The 18,918-nt window shown below is 62.9% G+C and carries 15 protein-coding genes; 7 read left to right on the top strand and 8 right to left on the bottom strand.

Features of this window, described 5'->3' with window-relative positions; translation table 11 throughout:
- The first annotated feature begins 93 nt into the window (after positions 1–93).
- The 6 genes from OKA05_RS22415 (at position 94) to OKA05_RS22390 (ending at position 11,590) form a co-directional block, all read left to right on the top strand.
- Positions 94–2,364, top strand: coding sequence for a DUF1592 domain-containing protein (locus tag OKA05_RS22415; protein ID WP_264489434.1), 2,271 nt, complete (start codon positions 94–96; stop codon positions 2,362–2,364).
- Between the two features lie 41 nt (positions 2,365–2,405).
- Complete coding sequence (locus OKA05_RS22410; protein ID WP_264489433.1) at positions 2,406–3,704, top strand: DUF1552 domain-containing protein; 1,299 nt, start codon at positions 2,406–2,408, stop codon at positions 3,702–3,704.
- A 59-nt stretch (positions 3,705–3,763) separates the two neighbouring features.
- On the top strand, positions 3,764–6,034 hold the full coding sequence (locus tag OKA05_RS22405) for an ATP-binding protein (protein WP_264489432.1): 2,271 nt from the start codon (positions 3,764–3,766) through the stop codon (positions 6,032–6,034).
- Positions 5,932–6,543 (top strand): response regulator transcription factor, encoded by a 612-nt coding sequence (locus OKA05_RS22400; protein WP_264489461.1) that lies wholly within the window; start codon positions 5,932–5,934, stop codon positions 6,541–6,543. The genes OKA05_RS22405 and OKA05_RS22400 overlap by 103 nt, the downstream gene beginning before the upstream one ends.
- Positions 6,544–6,714: 171 nt before the next feature.
- On the top strand, positions 6,715–9,654 hold the full coding sequence (locus tag OKA05_RS22395; protein WP_264489431.1) for an autotransporter-associated beta strand repeat-containing protein: 2,940 nt from the start codon (positions 6,715–6,717) through the stop codon (positions 9,652–9,654).
- 97 nt (positions 9,655–9,751) lie between these two features.
- Positions 9,752–11,590, top strand: a complete 1,839-nt coding sequence (locus OKA05_RS22390) for an alpha-L-fucosidase (RefSeq protein WP_264489430.1) — start codon at positions 9,752–9,754, stop codon at positions 11,588–11,590.
- Between the two features lie 3 nt (positions 11,591–11,593).
- Here the strand turns inward: OKA05_RS22390 and OKA05_RS22385 are convergent, their stop codons facing one another.
- The 8 genes from OKA05_RS22385 to OKA05_RS22350 form a co-directional block, all read right to left on the bottom strand.
- Positions 11,594–11,998 (bottom strand): hypothetical protein, encoded by a 405-nt coding sequence (locus OKA05_RS22385; protein ID WP_264489429.1) that lies wholly within the window; start codon positions 11,996–11,998, stop codon positions 11,594–11,596.
- Between the two features lie 50 nt (positions 11,999–12,048).
- On the bottom strand, positions 12,049–12,918 hold the full coding sequence (locus tag OKA05_RS22380; RefSeq protein ID WP_264489428.1) for a transglutaminase family protein: 870 nt from the start codon (positions 12,916–12,918) through the stop codon (positions 12,049–12,051).
- A gap of 84 nt (positions 12,919–13,002) precedes the next feature.
- The gene (locus OKA05_RS22375; RefSeq protein WP_264489427.1) at positions 13,003–14,031 is read right to left on the bottom strand and encodes an alpha-E domain-containing protein; all 1,029 of its coding nucleotides are present in this window, start codon (positions 14,029–14,031) and stop codon (positions 13,003–13,005) included.
- Between the two features lie 8 nt (positions 14,032–14,039).
- The gene (locus OKA05_RS22370) at positions 14,040–15,467 is read right to left on the bottom strand and encodes a circularly permuted type 2 ATP-grasp protein (RefSeq protein ID WP_264489426.1); all 1,428 of its coding nucleotides are present in this window, start codon (positions 15,465–15,467) and stop codon (positions 14,040–14,042) included.
- Between the two features lie 608 nt (positions 15,468–16,075).
- Positions 16,076–16,858, bottom strand: a complete 783-nt coding sequence (folE2, locus tag OKA05_RS22365; protein ID WP_264489425.1) for a GTP cyclohydrolase FolE2 — start codon at positions 16,856–16,858, stop codon at positions 16,076–16,078.
- 76 nt (positions 16,859–16,934) lie between these two features.
- Entirely contained in the window at positions 16,935–17,177 is a 243-nt protein-coding gene (gene rpsR / locus OKA05_RS22360) for a 30S ribosomal protein S18 (RefSeq protein ID WP_264489424.1), read from the bottom strand.
- Between the two features lie 19 nt (positions 17,178–17,196).
- Positions 17,197–17,370 (bottom strand): 50S ribosomal protein L33, encoded by a 174-nt coding sequence (gene rpmG / locus OKA05_RS22355; RefSeq protein WP_264489423.1) that lies wholly within the window; start codon positions 17,368–17,370, stop codon positions 17,197–17,199.
- A 32-nt stretch (positions 17,371–17,402) separates the two neighbouring features.
- Positions 17,403–18,032, bottom strand: a complete 630-nt coding sequence (locus tag OKA05_RS22350) for a TraR/DksA family transcriptional regulator (RefSeq protein WP_264489422.1) — start codon at positions 18,030–18,032, stop codon at positions 17,403–17,405.
- Positions 18,033–18,258: 226 nt separating this feature from the next.
- On the opposite strand from OKA05_RS22350, the gene OKA05_RS22345 reads away from it, so the two are divergent.
- Complete coding sequence (locus OKA05_RS22345; protein WP_264489421.1) at positions 18,259–18,912, top strand: FHA domain-containing protein; 654 nt, start codon at positions 18,259–18,261, stop codon at positions 18,910–18,912.
- The last annotated feature ends 6 nt before the right edge of the window (positions 18,913–18,918 follow it).

Genomic DNA, 18,918 nt, shown 5'->3' with positions numbered 1-18,918 from the left:
AATTTGTGCGCGAACCTGTAATTTCCTGCGAATTTGGCGCGAAAGCAGCCGTAGGAATCGCGTCGCATGCTTGAAAACACCCGCTCTCTTCTGATGCAAGCCGCCGTGATGGCTGTCACTGCAGGTAGCTCGGGTCATGCTCAGACCACCGTCGAAGCGCGTTGGAAAAGCGAAGCGCTGCCGCTCCTCGAGACCTACTGCTACGACTGCCACGGTGATGGGATCAAGAAGGGCGAGCTTGCCCTCGACCGTTTCGGCTCGATCAAGCAAATGCAGCAGAACCGCGAGGTCTGGAAGCGCATCCGCGACCACCTCAAGCACCGGCTGATGCCACCGCTCGATGAGGATCAGCCGACCGTCGCGGAGCGGGAGAAACTGCTCGCCTGGATCGATGACGCGGTGTTTCCGGTCGATCCGAAGCATCCGGATCCCGGCCGGGTGACCTTGCGACGACTGAATCGCGTCGAATATCAGAACACTCTCCGCGATCTGTTAGGCGTCGAAGTGAACATCATGGACCTGATCCCGCCGGATGACTCGGGCTACGGCTTCGACAACATCGGCGACGTGCTCACGCTTTCCCCGGCGCACCTCGAACGCTACCTCGAAGCCGCCCGCGTGGCACTCGACAAGACCGTGAAGCCCGGCGCGATGCCGCCGCCCGAGACGCGGACCAACGGCCGCGATTTGAAGGGCAACGGCCAGCGCTCGGAAGAGGGCCACTACCTTTTCAAAGCCGGGACCGCGGAGACCGTCTACCGGCCACTGCGACGGGGCAAATATCAGGTGACGGTGAAGGCTTGCGGCACACTCGGCGGCGACGGACCGCCGGCCATGGAGCTGGAGATCGAGGGCAAGAAAGTCCACGAGTGGAAGGTCGATGCCCCGATGGACCGGCCAAAAGACTACGCTCACGAAATCCGCATCGAAGAAAAGGAGCCGCTTTCGATCGGAGTCTCGTTCACCAATGACTTCTACGACGAAAATCATCCCGACCGCTCGCGCCGGGATCGCAACCTGATGGTCAACTCGATCACGATCACAGGACCGCTGGATGGCCCACCGCTGCCGAAGCCGGAAAGTCACCGGCGGATCTTCACCGAGCGAAAGCCCGGCGAAAATGACCGGGCCTACGCATTGAGTGTCCTGAACCAGTTCGCGAGAAAGGCCTTCCGCCGTCCGACACGCGACGGCGAGGTGACGCGCTACCTTGAACTCGTCTCGTTGGCAAAGGACCAGGGCGTCGAGCACGGAGTGCGGCTAGCCTTGGAGGCGATGCTGGTTTCGCCGTCCTTCCTCTATCGCGAGGAACCCCAACCCGAGCCTGACAATGCGAAGAAGATCCACCTGATCGATGAGCACGCCCTGGCCACGCGGCTGTCGTATCTCTTCTGGAGCAGCATGCCGGACCAGCAGTTGATGGAGCTGGCGAATCGCGGCGAGCTGCGGAAGAACCTGGCCGGTGAGATCAATCGCTTGATCGCCGACAAGCGCTCGCGGCAATTCGTTTCCAACTTCACCGGCCAATGGCTGCGTCTGCGCGACGTGCCGTCATCGCAGCCTGCCAAGCGCGCCTTCCCTGGCTTCAATCCGCGATTGCGGGATGCGATGCGGCGCGAAACCGAGATGCTCTTCGCCCACGTCATCCGCGAGGACCTCCCGATGACCACACTGCTCGATGCGGACTTCACCTTCATCAACGAGGACCTCGCCCGCCACTACGGCATCCCCGATGTGCGCGGCGGGGAGTTCCGCAAGGTCGAGCTGAAGGACAGCCGCCGCCGCGGTATCCTCGGCCAAGGATCGTTCCATCTCCTGACCTCCTATCCGCTTCGTACTTCACCGGTATTGCGCGGGAAGTACGTGCTGGAAAACCTGCTCGACACCGCCCCTCCCCCGCCCCCGCCGAACGTCCCGCAGCTTGAGCCGCCATCCCGCCATGGCGACCAACGCAGCCTCCGCGAGCAATTGGAGAAGCATCGTGAGGATCCTTCGTGTGCTTCCTGCCATGCCTTGATGGACCCGATCGGCTTCGGGCTGGAGAACTTCGACGCCACCGGCGCGTGGCGCGACCGCGATGGAGGCAAGGAGATCGACGCCTCCGGAGAACTCGTCGACGGCCGGAAATTCCACGGCGTCGATGAACTCCGCAAGGTGCTCGTCGAAGACCACCGTTCGGACTTCCATCGCTCGGTCGCTTCAAAGCTCCTTACCTACTCGCTGGGCCGCGGGCTCGACTGGTACGACAAGCCGGCCCTCGACAAGATCGTCGCCGACACTGAAGCCGCTGGCGGCAGCTCGCGCGCCATGCTCCGCGCTCTGATCGACTCCGTCCCCTTCCAATACCGCCGTGGCGATTCCTAATATCTTCCATCTGCCATCCACTATCCACCATCTCCACCGCCATGACCCCGCGCCGCACGTTCCTGAAAAGCATCGCCGCCACCTTGGCCGTTCCAGCGTTCCCTTCGCTGGCCCAGACGGCAGCAAAAGCAGCATCGCCCACGCGGATGGCCTACATCTACATTCCGAATGGCGTGAACCTGGACTTGTGGCGTCCCACCGGCGGCGGCAAGGATTACGCGATCTCCAAGACGCTCGAGCCGCTCGCAGAACTTCGCGAGCACTTCTCCATCTTGCGCGGACTCGACCACGACAAGGCCTCCGCCAATGGCGACGGCGCCGGCGACCATGCCCGGGCCAACGCCACCTTCCTCACCGGATGCCAAGCGCGTAAAACCGCCGGCGCGGACGTCGAACTCGGCGAATCGGTCGATCAGATTGCCGCCCGCCAGGTCGGCCATCTCACCCGGCTCCCATCGCTGGAACTTTCCACCGATCCCGCGCGCAGTTCCGGCAATTGCGACTCCGGCTACTCCTGCGCCTACCAGTTCAACCTTTCCTGGATCAACGACTCCACCCCGGCCCCGGCGGAGCGCGATCCGCGGCTTGTCTTTGAAAAGATGTTCGGCTCCGGCAACGAGAAGGAAGACTCCCGCCGCCGCGCCTATCGCAAGAGCATCCTCGATTTCGTGATGGCGGATGCCAAGCGCCTTCAAACCCGCCTCGGCTCCACCGACCGCGGCAAGATGGACGAATACCTCACGGCCGTGCGCGATGTGGAGCAGCGGATCGAGCGCGCGGAAAAATTCCGGACCGAGGTGCCGGAAGACAAGCGCCCCAACGGCATCCCGGAAACCTACGGCGAGCACATGCGGATGATGTTCGATCTGATGCATCTCGCCTTCCAGACCGACACCACGCGCATCTCCACCTTCCTGCTCGCGCACGACGGCTCGAACCGGACCTTCCCGGAAATCGAGGTCCACTCCGCCCACCACGAACTGTCCCACCATCGCAGCAATCCACAGACGCTGGAGAACATCGGCAAGATCGACCGCTTCTACGTCGAGCAACTCGCCTATTTCCTGAAGAAGATGCGCGACACTCCGGACGGCGATGGCTCGCTGCTCGACCACTCGATGATCGTCTATGGCGGTGGCATTGCCGACGGCAACCGTCACAACCACGACGACCTGCCAGTGCTGCTTGCCGGGAAAGGCAACGGTTCCCTCAAACCCGGCCGGGTGATCGAGGCGCCGAAGGGCACGCCGATGACCAACCTTTACCTCTCGCTGCTCGACCGCATGGGAGCGAAGGCCCAGCGCATCGGCGACTCGAACGGGGTTTTCGACAAGGTCTGAGGAGCGCGCCCTTGCCAGAGAGATGGCTGTCGCCTTCCGGGCGCGGATATCGCATGTTCATGCGACTCTTGATCGCCCGGGGAAGACTGTCAGTGTGGCTACAGGCCATGTTCCTGAAATCCGCCATTCGAGCGCTGTTGCTGGCAAGCTGCGTCCATGCGGCGCCGCTGCTGCCGCTGCGCGTGGTGGAGTCCACCCAGATGAATTTCGGCCATCCGCTCTCCGAGCTGACCGATGGCGACGTCAGTCCGGACAACGGCTTGGACATGGACCGGGCGCAGTTCCAGGAGCAGGTGATCGTTTTCGCCACCGAGAAGCCGGTGTCCGCGCAAGTGTTCCAGGTGATGACCTGGCATGTTTCGAAAGAGAAAGGCACCTATCCCGCGCAGTTGGAACTGGCGGTGACGTCCGATGAAAAGCCCTCCTGGGGCGGCAACTGGAAGCCGCTAAGACCGAGCCAGGTGCTCATGGATTCCTTTCCCCGCAATCCCCTGCTGGCCCGCTCCGAGGGCGACTGGATTTACCTCGCGGGCGGGCTCGACCAAGCGGTGCTGACCCTGCGGGCCCCGGCCGCGCTGACCGGCGTGACCGGCTTCCGATTACGCTTGATGCCGGTGGAAGCGAGCCACATCAGCGGACAAAAAGTCATCGGCCGCAGCCGCAACGGAAATTGCGTGATCAACGAATTCCAGGTCCAAGTCGATCCCCTGCGCTCGACCAATCTGGCGCTCGGCCGGCCGGTCAAGTCGTCCGGCGAGGTCTACGAGGGACTCTATCCCCACTTCCTAACAGATGGCTTCATCGCCACCTTTTCGCATCCTCCCGACTGGCAGCCGGCGCGGGATTTCTACTATGAGGTGGACCTCGGTGCGACGCGGCCGCTCGACTACATCGTGCTGCGCGGCCGTCTGGATGGCACCGCTCCCGAGCGACTGGGCGACTATGAGTTGCAGGTGCTGGATGACGACGGCACCGGCCAGCCGGGAGCGGTCCGCTGGCGCGCGCGAATGCGGCAGGATGGGTCGCACGTGCCGCCCGGCGGTCGCGACGTGATCCAAGCGGAGGACGGAACGGGCACGAGCTTTTCGGGACGCTTCGTCCGGGTGCTGAATCCCATCGACGCCTTCTGCCGGCCGCAAGTGAGCGAGTTCGAGGTCTATCCCAAGCTCCATCCGCGCATCACCGGATTCCATGCAGACGGCCGCGAGATCGGACTGAAGGAACCGCCGCCCGGCACGCAGACCCTCGGCTTCACGCTGGCTGCCGGGAAAGACGACGCCGCCCCGGAACTGCTCGCCTTCCGCTGGCGCCAGTCCGCCGTGAATGCCCCGTGGCAAGAATGCGGCACCGGTGAGATGGCCACCATTTCCACCGACGAGCCCGGGATCTATCCCATCGAATTCCAAGCGCGCCACACCGACGGCCGCTGGAGCCGCAGCATCCAATCTCATCTCTTCTCCGTTCCCCGCGCGTGGTGGAGGAATCCGGTCCGCGTTGGAATGATCGCCTGCGGGTCGCTCATTCTGGCTGCGGGTGCCGCATGGTGGCTTTCGGTGCGCCGCCTTCACCACAAGTTGCAGCTCGCCCAAGCAGCACGTGCGATTGAGCAAGACCGGCTGAGGATCGCCCGCGACATGCACGATGACATCGGCGCGCGACTTACCCACATGGCGTTGCTGGCAGACCGTATCAAGCGCGTGCCCGGGCATGAGCCGTCGTTGCTCACGAAGCTCGCCGGCGAGGCCCGCGGCACGGTGGATGCCTTGGACCAGATCGTCTGGGCAGTGAACCCGCGCCACGACACGCTCGGCAGTTTTTCCGACTACCTCTGCCACCACGCCACCAGCTATCTGGCCGATGCCGGGCTGTCCTGCCATTTCGAATCGACCTCCGCGCGCCGGGACTCAGTCCTGCCATTCGCCATCCGGCATCCCTTGCTGATGGCGGCGAAAGAAGCGCTCCAAAACGTGGTGAAGCACGCCCATGCCAGCCGCGTTTCGATCCATGTTGGATCGACCGGCGATGCCGTCGAGATCGACATCCGCGACGATGGCAAGGGGCTCTCTGGAACCGACGACCCTTCTGGCGACGGGCTCTCTAACATGCGGGGCCGGCTTGCCGAAATCGGCGGCACCTGCATCATCGGCCGCTCGCCGGAGGGCGGCACCCGCGTCACTCTAACCGTCCCACCGACCGCAGAACCATGCACCCCTGCACCATCAGCCTCGTGGAGGACAACAAGCCCCTCGCGGAGGAGCTCCAAGCCCTCTTTGACAGCCAGCCCGACATGGAAGTTCTGGCGGCTTATCCTTCCGCCGAGGAAGCCCTGAGCGCCCTGCCGGCCAGTCCGCCTGACATCCTGGTGGTGGACATCCGGCTGCCCGGCATGAACGGCGTGGAGCTGATTGCGGCGCTCAAGCCACTTTTCAAGAAGCTGCCGATCCTGGTGCTGACCATGTATGAGGAAAGCGACCTGATCTTCGACGCGCTGAAGGCCGGTGCCTCCGGCTACCTGCTGAAACGCGCGGCAGGCGATGAACTCTGCGACGCCATCCGGCAGATCCGCAGTGGCGGCGCGCCCATGTCCCCGAGCATCGCGAGGAAGGTGGTGGACTCTTTCCGCTTGCCGGAACCTCTCGAGCGGGAGGAATCCCGGCTTTCGCCGCGCGAGCAGGAGATCCTGACCCTGCTGGCGAATGGCGCTCTCTACAAGGAGATCGCCAGCACGCTTGGCATCAGCCTGGATACGGTGCGCACCCACCTCCGCCGGATTTATGAGAAGCTCCACGTCCACACCCGGACGGAAGCGGTGGTGAAGTACTTGGGGCATCGCCGTTAGCCGGCGTGTCACCCAAGCATGCGACTGACGGATTTCCGCAGACTGGTCTTTAGTGGGATCGTTCCTGAAACCCCGGGAACGACGGATTGCCCAAGATCCAACCCATCCGAAGCCACGTCTTCCGCCCTGGCAATTGCCCTTGGCCGGACGTGTGCCGAAATCCATAAACCCATGAAGACCCGCCCCATCGTTTCCACCGCGATCACCGCCTGCTTGCTCGCCACCGCCGCGCGCGCCGCCATCTATCCCTACGCCGAATACCACCTCGGCGAGGCGGGAAGCCTTGGAAGCAGCAACAAACCGCAGGACGACACCGGCAACGGCCGCCACTTCTCCGACGACATCTCCGGAGGTGACGCTGGTACCGGCAACGCCGCGTTTCATCCGAATGCGACCGGCTCTACCGCCTTCCTCGATACATCCAATCCGGGCAACCAAGGCTGGTACTCCGGGAACATGTATGCCTCGCTGCCGACCGACAACTTCGCCTTCGGTATCTTCGCCCGTGCCGCCGAAAATACCGACGAGACCCGGGCGGATGTCTTCACGCTCGGCAATGAGGCGGGCTCTCACAAGCTCACGCTGGAAGGCAACGGCTGGTCGGCCAGCGCTCACAACGTGAACTGGATCGCCCCGCCCGGAGGCGTGCCCGATTCTTTCCAAGCGAATACCTGGGTCCATCTCGCGCTGGTCCGCAAAAGCGGCGTCACGACCTTTTACGTCAATGGGGTCGCGAATGGCACCTTCAGCGGTGCCGCGGTCCATGCCTCGCCTCACCTCTCGGTCTCGCCCGGCGGGGGTTCGTATTTCGACGGTCATCTCGACGAGGCGCGGATCGTCCATTTCACCTCGGATGAAACCGCGGAGGAAATTATCGCCGCGCTGCAGGGCGGGGTCGTGCCGACCTCCTTCGTAGAACTCGGCCCCAACGCCCGCTTCCGCGCTGCCAACCTTTCGACCGACGAAGCGTCGGAGTTCCGCTTGGGTGGCTTGGTCCAGGACAACGTGGAAATCACGGGGCCCGATGGACTTTCCGTGAGCGCTGGGACCGCTCCCAAGCACATCATCCACATCTCGCAGGAAGGCGAGATCCCCGTGGGTTCCTACCCACTCATCTCCTACACCGGCACGATCGGTGGCCTCGGTTTCGCAGGGCTCGAGCTTGCTCCCCTGCCCGGCCGGATCACCGGAACCCTGGTGAACAACACCGAGGACTCGACCATCGATCTGGTAGTGGACACTTCGGAACCCGGCGACCTCGTCTGGACCGCGACCGGCAGCAATACCTGGAACCAGACAAACTCCAACTGGTTCTTCACCGGCACCAGCACGCCAGCCCAGTTCTTCCCGGGCGACACCGTGCGCTTCGACGAAACCTCCTCTAACAAATCCGTGGTGGTGGGCGCTACCCTCACGCCGTCGACGGTTTACGTCACCGGCCCCGACAACTACAGCTTCAGCGGTGCGGGGATCGGCGGTTCCGCGGGACTCGACATCACCGGCGGCTCGACCGTCACCTTCACGAACGCCAACACCCACAGCGGGCCCATTTACATCGACGGCTCCAACGTCGTGATCGGCAACGGCGGCACCGTGGGCACCTTCGGGACCGGCGCGACTAGCCTGAACGGCAACCTGCTCGTAAACCGCAGCGGCACCATCACGATGCCGAACGCGATCTCGAACACGATCTCCGGCACCGGCTCGCTCACCAAGACCGGAGATGGCCGGCTCGTGCTCAGCGGTGCTAGCAGTTTCTCCGGCCCGGTCAACTTGCAGGCAGGCGTCATCGCGGCGTCAAACTCGGCCTGCCTGGGCAACGACACTGGAGCCACCACCATTACCGCAGGGGCTACGCTTGATGTCTTCACCTCCGGGGTCGGAAACGAACCCATCTTCCTCAATGGGGAGGGCGTGGACAATGCCGGCGCGATCGTCAATACCGCCGCCGCCGCCCAAAACCAAGGCGTCCGCCAGCTCACCCTCGCCAGTGACTCGACCATCGGCGGGAGCGGTCGCTGGGACGTTCGCGGCGACGGATCCTTCATCGCGGGAAACTTCAAGCTGACGAAGGTCGGCAACAACCACATCAGCGTCGTGGATTCGGACGTCTCGGTGAAAGACATGGAGGTCTACTCCGGGCTGTTCTCCTTCGAAAACGGAACCCAAGTGGACAACAGCAACCCGGGAACCATCGTGATCAACGGTGGAACGCTGGGCTTCGGCAATTTCTTCGCCCCCGTGGTCTGCACCAAGCCGATCGTCATGAACGGCGGCCGGATCAGCTCCACATGGTTCGATGACTTGGGCAGCGCCATCATCGACTCGCCTGTCGAACTCTCCGCCGCTTCCACCACCATACATACGGACAGCGGGACCATCCTCACCTTTACCGGCGCGGTGAGCGGCACCGGCTCGCTTCACAAGGACGGCACCGGCACGCTTTCCCTCACGGGGAGTCAATCCTACGAAGGCGACACCACCGTGGTGGAGGGCACGCTGGTGCTCGCCCAAAGCGGCCTCGCCGATGGATCAAACGTCCATCTCAGCAATGGTACCGTCCTCAATCTGGGCTTCGCGGGCACCGACACGGTGGCGGAACTCCACATCGGGGGCGTCCAGTATCCCGCTGGCATTTACGGCGCCAGCCATGCCAGTGGTCGCTTCGCCGGCTCGGGCACCCTCACTGTCACCGTCGATCCACCCCTGTCCGGCTACCAGTCATGGGAATTCGACAACAACATCGGCGGAGCGGGCTCGACGGTCGATTCCGATTTCGACGGCATCCCGAACGGAATCGAATTTGTGATCGGCGGTGACCCGAGCGGTCCGGGGTCCGACTCGAACCACCTGCTTCCGACCGCGACCAAAGACGCCACCCACTTCGAGTTCGTCTTCCGCCGCAGCGAGGACTCGGCCAGCTTCGGTCCCTATGTCCAGTATGGCTCCAATCTCGCTGAGTGGGCGGATGCCGTGCATGGCGAGGGCGGCGTGACCATTGCGGTCGATGAAGACTTCCCTAGTGAAGGGATGGACCGGGTGAGGGTCAGGATTCCGCTCCCTGTGGAAGAGACCTCGCTGTTTGCACGGCTGAGAGTGGACATTCCCTGAATGAGCGGAGGAATTCCGGCACCGCGTTTGGTCGCGGTGCCGGATTTTCTCTGGCGTTCCGGGCGGTCAAAGGAGACGGATTGTTCCAATGCGTGCGATGGTTCTTCAGCGATGGGTGGTGGGGACAGCGGCTTCCCTGCTGTTGGCTGTGCCATCGCATGCGTCGGAGAGCGAGGATGAGGTGGATCCTGAGATGCTACCCTTCGCCGGCAGTGCCGAATGGCGGGCCGATCACGAGCAGCGGACGAAGTGGTTTCGCGAGGCGCGCTTCGGCATGATGATTCATCTGGGCCTCTATTCGGCGGCCGGCGGCTATTGGCCACCGGATCCGGCGAATGGCCGGGCATTTGAACAGCCGCAATCCGAGCGCATCCGCACCTGGGCCTCGGTCTCCGAGCCCGACTATGGACGGGCGCTCAAGCCGCTCTTCTCTCCCGAACCCGGCTGTACCGAGGCTTGGGCAACCTTGGCCAAGGAAGCAGGCATGCGCTATGCCGTCTTCACCGCAAAGCACCACGAGGGCTACACGCTCTTCAACAGCAAGGCGGAATACTCCGCCCACAACCCGGTCAGCGGCTCGACCAACATCTCGCCACCCGGACGCGACCTGTTCCGCGAATATGCCGACAGCTTCCGCCGCGCGGGTGTGGTGCCGGGCGTTTACTACTCCCTCATCGACTGGCAGTACCCCGACCCGGCGCGTTACCGCCGCTACCTGCACCAGCACCTCGCCGAACTCGCATCCGGCTACGGCCCGCTCGGCGTGCTGTGGGTGGACTATTCATCCTCCGGCAATGAAGGCGCCCACTGGGGCACGCGCTCGATCCTCGATATCTGGCGCACCCATCAGCCCGGCGTGGTCATCAACAACCGCTTCTGGAGCGGCTTGGAAAACCCTAACGGCGACTTTCTAACACCGGACCGCTACGTTCCCCGCGGCAGCTATTCCGGTCGGCTCTTCGAAGCCTCTCACACGCTCAGCCGGAGCTTCGGCTACCGCCACCGGGAGGACTCCTGGAAAAGCCCGGCCGAAGTGATCCGCCTGCTTTCCGAGGTCGCGAGCAAGGGCGGCAACCTGCTGCTGAATGTCGGCCCCGATGCCAAGGGACGCATTCCCGAGCCAGCAGTCGCGACCTTGAGAGCCGTGGGAGCTTGGCTGCAAACCCATGGCGAAGCGATCTACGGCACCACGGCCTCTCCCCTGCCCGAACCGCCATTCAAGGGACGCATCACGCTGTCCGCCGATGGCCGGCCGACGACGCTCTACTGCCACCTGAACGAGTGGCCGGAAGGCGGCCTGCTTTCCATCGAGGGCCTTGAGACACCCTGTAGCTCCGCGACCTTGCTCGGGGGTGGCACCGTGCGCGTGGAGCAGTCGAAAGGCGGGCCGCCGGTGATCCATCTGCCCACTTCCCCACCCGATCCCGATGACCCGCTGCCGGTCGTGGCGCTACGGCTCGATGGCACCCCGGTCTTCGATTCCTCGCCCTACCCGCGCCAAGCGGTGGATCGCTCGATCACCCTTTCCGCGACCCAAGCGATCCTCGCGCCGTCGGTCACCGCAACCAATCCCATGCGGCTGGAGGAAAGCCATATCGGCTTTTGGTCGGACACCGGCGAAAGCGTTTGGTTTCCCTTCGTCCTCCGCTCGCCATCGGCTCCGGGAACCCAGGGACCGGGCAAGTTCGACGTCTATCTGGATAGCGCGGTCGGGCCGGACTCCGGCGGTGAAGTGGAAATCCGGCTGCTCGACCAGACGATCCACCACCGTCTAACACCCTACGACCACTGGCGCGATTTCCGCCGGGTGAAAGTCGGGACCATCGCCCTTTCGCAACCGGGCCTCATGTCACTTCACGTCCGCCCGCTCAGCATCCAAGGCATCGGCCTGATGAATCTGAGAAGCATCAAGCTGGTGCCGGTGGTGGACGAATGATTGTCAGCGGGAGGAATCGGAGTGGTCTTGGACTCCTAGCATCTCTCGGAATCCCTTTTGATCGTATCCTAGAAAGTAGTGCTTCCCGATGCGGAACGGGCCGCCACCAGTGGAATTCGAGAATACCTCCACGGTCGATACCTCTCGCCCTTCGTCGAAGAGCCGGACCGTTCCGAAAACCTGCCATTTCGCGGGGATTCGATCGCGGGGAATACCGCTGAAAAGGTCGTGGAGCCGCTCTCGTTGCGCGAGCGAGAGTTCCACTTCCTCCTGCTCCCGCTGCCCGAAGATGCTCATCGTGGCCCTGTCGAAATTCGGCAGGCTGCTTTTCAGCGGGCCCGCCCAAGCAACGAGTCCGACTGCCGCGGCAAGGATCACAGCGAAGATGAAGGCTGATCGTCGTTTCATCTTCTCCATGTAGGAGAATCACACTAGCTCCGGCAACAACCGCCTGCTCGTCACTCCACCTTGTCCACTTCCACCGTCACGGTCATCTTGCAGTGACCGCTGCCGTGATAGGTGCCGCGGACTGGCGCGACGTCGTCGTAGTCGCGGCCGACGGCGACCTTGATGTAGCGTTCGTCGGCCAGCGTTTCATTGGTCGGGTCAAAGCCGATCCAGCCGACGCCGGGGAAGAAGACTTCCGGCCAGGCATGGGACGCCTGCGCGCCTAACAAGTGATCGCGCGGGCCATTGTAGAGATACCCGGAAGCGTAGCGAGCCGGGATGCCGATGGAGCGGCACAGGCCGAGCATCACGTGGGTGAAATCTTGGCAAACCCCGCGGCGCAGGGCGAAGGCTTCCTCGATGTGAGTGTTCACGTGGGTCGAGCCTTCCTCGTAACGGAACTCCCGGTGGACCCAGTGCATGATCGCCACGGCTTGTTCGAAGACAGGTTCGATGCCAGCGGTGATGTCCAATGCCTGCCGCCAGATCTGCGGATGGCGGAAGACGAAGCGGCTGTCTTGCAGATAAGCCCAAGTTCTCTCCGGGATATCACCGCCGCGGTATTCGTGGAGCAGCGCCTTCTGCGAGGCCTGCGGCACCACGAGCGGCAGATTCTGGATGCGGATCCGGCTCTCGATCTCCAACCGCCGGTGGTCGCCCGGAACCTCGAAGTGGTGGGTGACGTTCTCGAACAGGTCGTGAAAGCGCCGCACGCGGGTCGCCGGCAGCACCTTCACCACCGCCGATAAAGTGCGTTGGAAGGGAAAGGTCCGCGGCTCCAGATGGAGCGTGTTCAAGCTGTCCCGTACCGGTGCGTCATAGTCGAAGACGGTGCGGTGAAGGACTTTGAAGATCGGGCCTGGCTGCAGCGGTTGTCCCATGGGAGGTCCGGCGGTGAGCGCAGGTTTCGGGCCAGATTCGATAAGGGTATTCAATGCGGCAGGTGGAAGGGCAAGCGCGGCGCGCTATTGCTGCTGCTGCGACATCTGCCAAGCCACAACCGCCGACATGCTCGCAGCCGGGATCGGCGGGCGCGCATCGGTGATATCGGGGAACACATAGGCGTTGAACAAGCCCTCGCCGATTTGGTTGAAGCGGGTCTGTGCATCATCGAGATACTCGTGAAGCCCCTGCTTCAGCACCTCGTCGGTGGAGCCGTAGGATAGCTCGGAAAGCATCCGGCCGGCGACTCGTTCGGCGTCATTCGTATAGGTGCCTCGCGGCGATCCCGAGATGCGATGAAGGTTGCGGTCGATGCGATCGACGCAGTAGCGGACCGAGCGCGGGAAATCATTCGAGAACATCAGCAGGTCGAGCACGTTCCCGGCGGAGGGCTGCCCTTGATGTTGTGCCCGGAAGGCTCCGAGCGCACCACAGGAACGAAGGATGGCGGTCCAATGGAAGGTCGCGGCGCCGTTCCCGTCCTCCACCTCCGGCAGGAAACTGGTGATGTCGAGGAAGCGGGTCGTCTTGTCCGCCCGCTCCAAGTGACGGCCCAGATCCATGAACTCCCACGCTTCGCTGCGTGCGATCGATGCCGCGGCGATGCCGTGGAAGGTAAAGGTCGCGCGCCGGATGGTCTCGTAGTATCGCGTCGGGTCTGCCGAGAGCAGTAGCTGGCCGTCGCGGGAGTTGATGAAGAGATAGAGGCTGTTCAGCTCTTCCCACAGCTCCTCCGAGAGCTGGTCGCGCACCATCCGGGCGTTTTCACGACCCTGGGCGATGGACGAGACGATGCTGTTAGGATTCTTGCGGTCGTCGGTCAGGAAACGGATCACCTCCACACTGCCGGCTTCGCTGTAAAGTTCGCCGAACAGTTCATCGTCGCCGGTGGCGAGGATGATGGGTTTCCAGAAGGCACGCAGGCGTTCGCTGTCGAGGCGCTCATGGTCGAGCAGGAGCTGGCCGTTGACCTCGATCAGGCGGGAGAGATTGTCGGCCCGCTCGATGTAGCGGACCATCCAGTAGAGACTATTGGCAACGCGGGATAGCATGACGGAAGTTATTTCAAGACCCAGGTATCCTTGGAGCCGCCGCCCTGCGACGAGTTCACGACCAGCGAGCCTTTCCGCAAGGCCACGCGCGTTAAGCCCCCGGGAACGATCTTCACATCGTCGCCATAGATGATGTAGGGGCGCAGGTCGATGTGGCGGCCCTCCATGTTCCCCTCGCACCACGTGGGCGAGCGGGACAGCGCGACGACCGGCTGGGCGATGAAATTCCGCGGGTCTTCGATGATCATCTCCTTGAATTTGGCGATCTCCTCCTGGGTCGCGGAGGGACCCATCAGCATGCCGTAGCCGCCGGATTCGTTTGCCGCTTTCACGACGAGCTCGGGCAGATGCTCCAGAATGTACTTCCGGTCGCTTTCTTCCGACGCGAGGTAGGTCGGGACATTCGGCAGGATGGGATCCTGGCCTAGGTAGTATTCGATGATCTTGGGGACGAAGTAGTAGATGACCTTGTCGTCCGCGACGCCGGTGCCGACAGCATTCGCCAGCGCCACGTTGCCGGCCTGATAGGCCTTCATGATGCCGGGCACGCCGAGCACGGAGTCCTTCCGGAAGACGGTGGGGTCGAGGAAATCATCATCTATGCGGCGGTAGATCACGTCCACGCGGACCAGCCCCTTGGTGGTGCGCATATAGACGAAATCGTCCATCACCACGAGGTCGCGGCCTTCCACGATCTCTATGCCCATCTCGCGCGCGAGGTAGCAGTGCTCGAAATAGGCGCTATTGTAGCAGCCCGGCGTGAGCAGCACGCAGACGGGCTCTCCCTCGCGATGCGGGGAGACGTAATGCAGCATGTTCAGCAGCTCGCGCGGGTAGGAATCGACCGGACGAACGCCGAGCGACTCGAACAGACCGGGGAAGGCGCGCTTCAGGGCGTTGCGGTTTTCCAGCAGGTAGGACGCGCCGGAGGGGCAGCGGCCATTGTCCTCGAGCACGAAGTAGGTGCCATCCGCCCCGCGGATCAGGTCGCTGCCGCAGATGTGGATGTAGATGTCCTTCGGCACGTTCATGCCGCGGAACTCGGGGCGGTAATGCTTCGCCTCCTCAATATAAAAGCGCGGGATGATGCCGTCGCGCAGAATGTGCTGCTCGTGGTAGATGTCGTGCAGGAACAGGTTCAGCGCGATGATGCGCTGGGTCAGCCCCGCTTCCAGATGCTCCCACTCATCCGCCGGAATCACCCGCGGGAGGGGGTCGAAGGGGAAGATCCGCTCGGTGCCACGGTCGTCGTGATACACGTTGAAGGTAACGCCTTGCCTCAGGAAATGCTGGTCGCAGGACGCCCGCCGGGCCTCGAAGTCCTCCGGGGGGTAGCTGGAGAAGCGGCTCAGCAGCGCCCGGTAGTGGGGCCGGACTGCTCCGCTCTCGTCGAACATTTCATCGAAAAATCCATTGGCCTCGTAGGCGTCAAACATGCGTGTTCTTGGGGTGGACTTCAATTTAGCAGGCCACGGGCCAAGTCCGGCGCGCTTTCCTGAATGAGACAGGTTAGACGCGGTTTACGGGCGGCGTAAAGCGGGCAATTCACGGGAAGGTGGTCGAGCAATACCAGCCGCCGCTACTTCTTCTGCAGTAGGACGGATGTCATCGACGACAACAAGCACATGACAAAGCCTGCCTCGATAGCCATCCGTGCCCAATGGATTTTTAGAACAGGCTCGCCGACCGGGCCACCCCAACCTCCTGCATCGAAAAACGGCCCATCGATCCAACTCTTCGCACCCGGAGCAATCTCGCAGGGCTCCGGGGGGCGCCACATCGGGCTCACCGGAGGAGTGTAGGTTCTCACCTCCACGCTACCCATGTAGGTGTAGTCCGTCACAACAATCCAGTTGGCGGACGAAACCTTCCAGAGCGCGATGATCCAAGCGAACAATAGAATCCTCTCCTCAAGGGACAACCAGCGGAAGACTCGGCGCGTTCGGCGTAGCATTGCACAACCATCGCAACCAACGGTGAAGCCGGTGCGAAGCGTCGCGGAAAAATGCGTTCAATTCATGTCTGAAGGTCTTACCCGCCTCCCTCACACCACCTTCTCAATCACCGCATACGCATTGTGATTGTGGATCGACTCGAAGTTCTCCGCCTCGACCCGGTACCACTCGATGTCCGCATGCGCATTCGAGCGTGAGGCGACATTGCGCACCAGGTCCTCCACGAAGACCGGATTGTCGTAGGCGCGCTCGGTGACGGCCTTTTCGTCGGGGCGCTTGAGCAGGCTGTAGAGTTCGCAGCTCGCCGAGCGCTCGACGAGTTCGATCAGGTCCTCGATCCACACCGGCTCCTTGCAGCGGACGGAGTAGGTCACCAGCCCGCGCTGATTGTGGGCACCGCGCTCGCTGATTTGCTTCGAGCACGGGCAGAGGGTGGCGACCGGCACCATGACGGTGAGAATGAAATCGAGCGGGCCACCCTTGATCGCTTCCACCTCGAAGCGGACCTCGTAGTCCATCAGGCCGGTTTGACCGGTGACCGGCGCGGCCTTGCTGCGGAAAAAGGGAAACTGAAACTCGACGTGCGCCTTGCGGGCGTCGAGGCGCTTGAGCAGTTCGCGCGGCAGCCCGGCCATCGAGCGGACGTCCAGGAAGCCGCCGTGGGAATTCAGCACCTCAACGAAGCGGCTCATGTGGGTGCCCTTGTAGTGGTGCGGCAGATCGACGGCGAGGGCGACGGTGGCGACGGTGCGCTGAGTCGAGCCGCCCTTGTCGTGCACTTCCACGGGGAAGCGCAGGCCCTTCACACCGACGCGGTCGATGGGCAGGTTGCGGTCGTCGCGTTCGTTCTGAGTATCCTTGAGTTCCTTCATCGGGGACGGAAACGAAAGAAGCCCGCCCGGTTCAGGGGCAGGCTTCCGTTAAATCGTTGCTTTCGGGAACGCCCGATCAGCTCATCAGGTTGACAGCGCGGGAGCGCTTGATCTGACGGGTGATCTTGCGGTGCAGCTTGGCCGAAACACCGGTCACGCGACGGGGCAGGATCTTACCGGTCTCCGAAGTGAACTTCGAGAGGAGATCGGGATTCAGGAAATGGACCTCGGCCGCCGGGATATCGTGCCGGCGGGTGGTCATCTTGCGGTTCGACTTGCGGAAGCGAATCCGGCGCTCGACGGTCTTTGGTTCGGACATGGGAAGCTAGGAAGCTAAATTAGCGGAGTTCGCGGTGGACGGTGCGGCGTTGGAGGGAAGGATTGAATTTGACCTTCTCCAAGCGACCCGGGGTGCGCAGGCTTTTCTTGTTGCGCGTGGTCACGTAGCGCGAAGGCGGCTTGCCTTCGGCACGAGCTTCCGTGCATTCGAGGATGATAATTTCGCGTGGCATGTGCGGCGGGAAGTTGGGGCGCGAACGCTAATTTAGTCGTCGTCCTCGTCAAGCGAAACCGTTTCAGAATCTTCATCATCCGAATAATTTCCGCCGGAGAAGCCGACTTCATTGGACGGACGGAAGCGGCGGTTGCCGTATTCCTTCTCCCACTGGGCTTGGCATTCGACCGTCAGGCGGGCGAATGGAATCGCCTCCAGACGGGCCTGAGGAATGCTCTTGCCGGACATTTCGCAGACGCCATAGACGCCACGGTCGATGCGGCGCAGGGCCTGCTCGATCTCGTAAAGGGCGTCCTGCTCCTTGGCCAGGACGCTCAGGGCGAAGTCGCGGTCGTAGGCATCGCTGCCGGCGTCGCCCTGGTGCATGCCGCTGCCGGAGGCCTCGCTGCCCTCGGGGGCATTGCGGATTTCCCCGGTCATGCCGGACATGGCGTCGACCAGCTCGTCCCGGAGGTCGAGCAAGCGCTGCCGCTGCCGGAGGGCAAAGCCGCTGACCTTGATCGGACCGGAGGGCGACTTGATCTCAACGATCTCGTCGTGCTCGGGTTCGGTTTTGGCGGCGGGCTTCTTGGTTTCGGCCTTGGAAGCGGGCTTTTCAGCGGGCTTCTTCGCAGGCTTGGCGGGTTCCGCCTTCTTCGCGGGTTGCTTCTTGTCGGCCATGTCGGTGGGGTCTCTTGAAATCTTTGGTAAATCCGTAATACCGCCCGGAGCTGAAAAATCGGGCGCGGTCGATTAGCGCTTCTCACTTACTCCTGCAAGTTGAAATTTTATCGGCGACCCATGGGTTTACGCACTTTAATCGACGATTGCGGCCTGTCCGAATTTTTCCGTGCAGGTCGCGACTCTTTCCCGCTAGAAAACCGCCGCAGTTCACGTCTTTCACCTCATGCCCCGCGTCACCATCACCGTCGCCGACCGCACCCCGCAGCCTTACCGTTTCCTTCTCGACCGGATGAAGGTCAATATGGGGCGCGGCAGCGAGAATGATATTGTGGTCGATGACGGCTCGGTTTCCGTCCGTCACGCGGTGATGGAGCGGATCGACGGCGGCTACCAGCTCCGCGATCTGGGCTCGACCAACGGGATCAAGCTGGAAGGCATTCAGAAAGAGATCATCCCGCTGCGCCACGGCCTGTCGGTGAAGATCGGCGACGTGGCCTTCGATTTCACCCTGACCGAGGAGGAGCGCGAGGCGCTGGCCCGCGAGAAGCCGCCGGAGGAATCCCCCATCATCAAGGAACAAGCCGCCGCAGCAGCCGCTGTGGCAGATGGAGGCCCACGCCGGGGAGCCGCGGGTCCGGGAGCCGGTCCGCAGCGCGTCATCGTGCAATCGTCGCAGCCCAGCGCGGCGGCGAGCTTTTTCATGACCCTGCTGTTCCTACTGCTGGCGGCCGGAGCATTTTTCGTCGGCATGACCGTGCGCCACGAGAAGGAAACCGGCCGCAGCCTGCTGGAGGCCATGAAGGCCGGGCAAGCCAAGGCAGCCGCCCCGGCGGAAGCCACCGAGACGCCGGCAACGGAAGAAAAGCCAGCCGAGTAACCGGTT

Origin of the sequence: Luteolibacter arcticus, from assembly GCF_025950235.1 — a bacterium.
Classification (GTDB): domain Bacteria; phylum Verrucomicrobiota; class Verrucomicrobiia; order Verrucomicrobiales; family Akkermansiaceae; genus Haloferula; species Haloferula arctica.
Note: the sequence above shows the minus strand (reverse complement) of the source record. Positions and strands in the feature narration are given on the sequence as shown.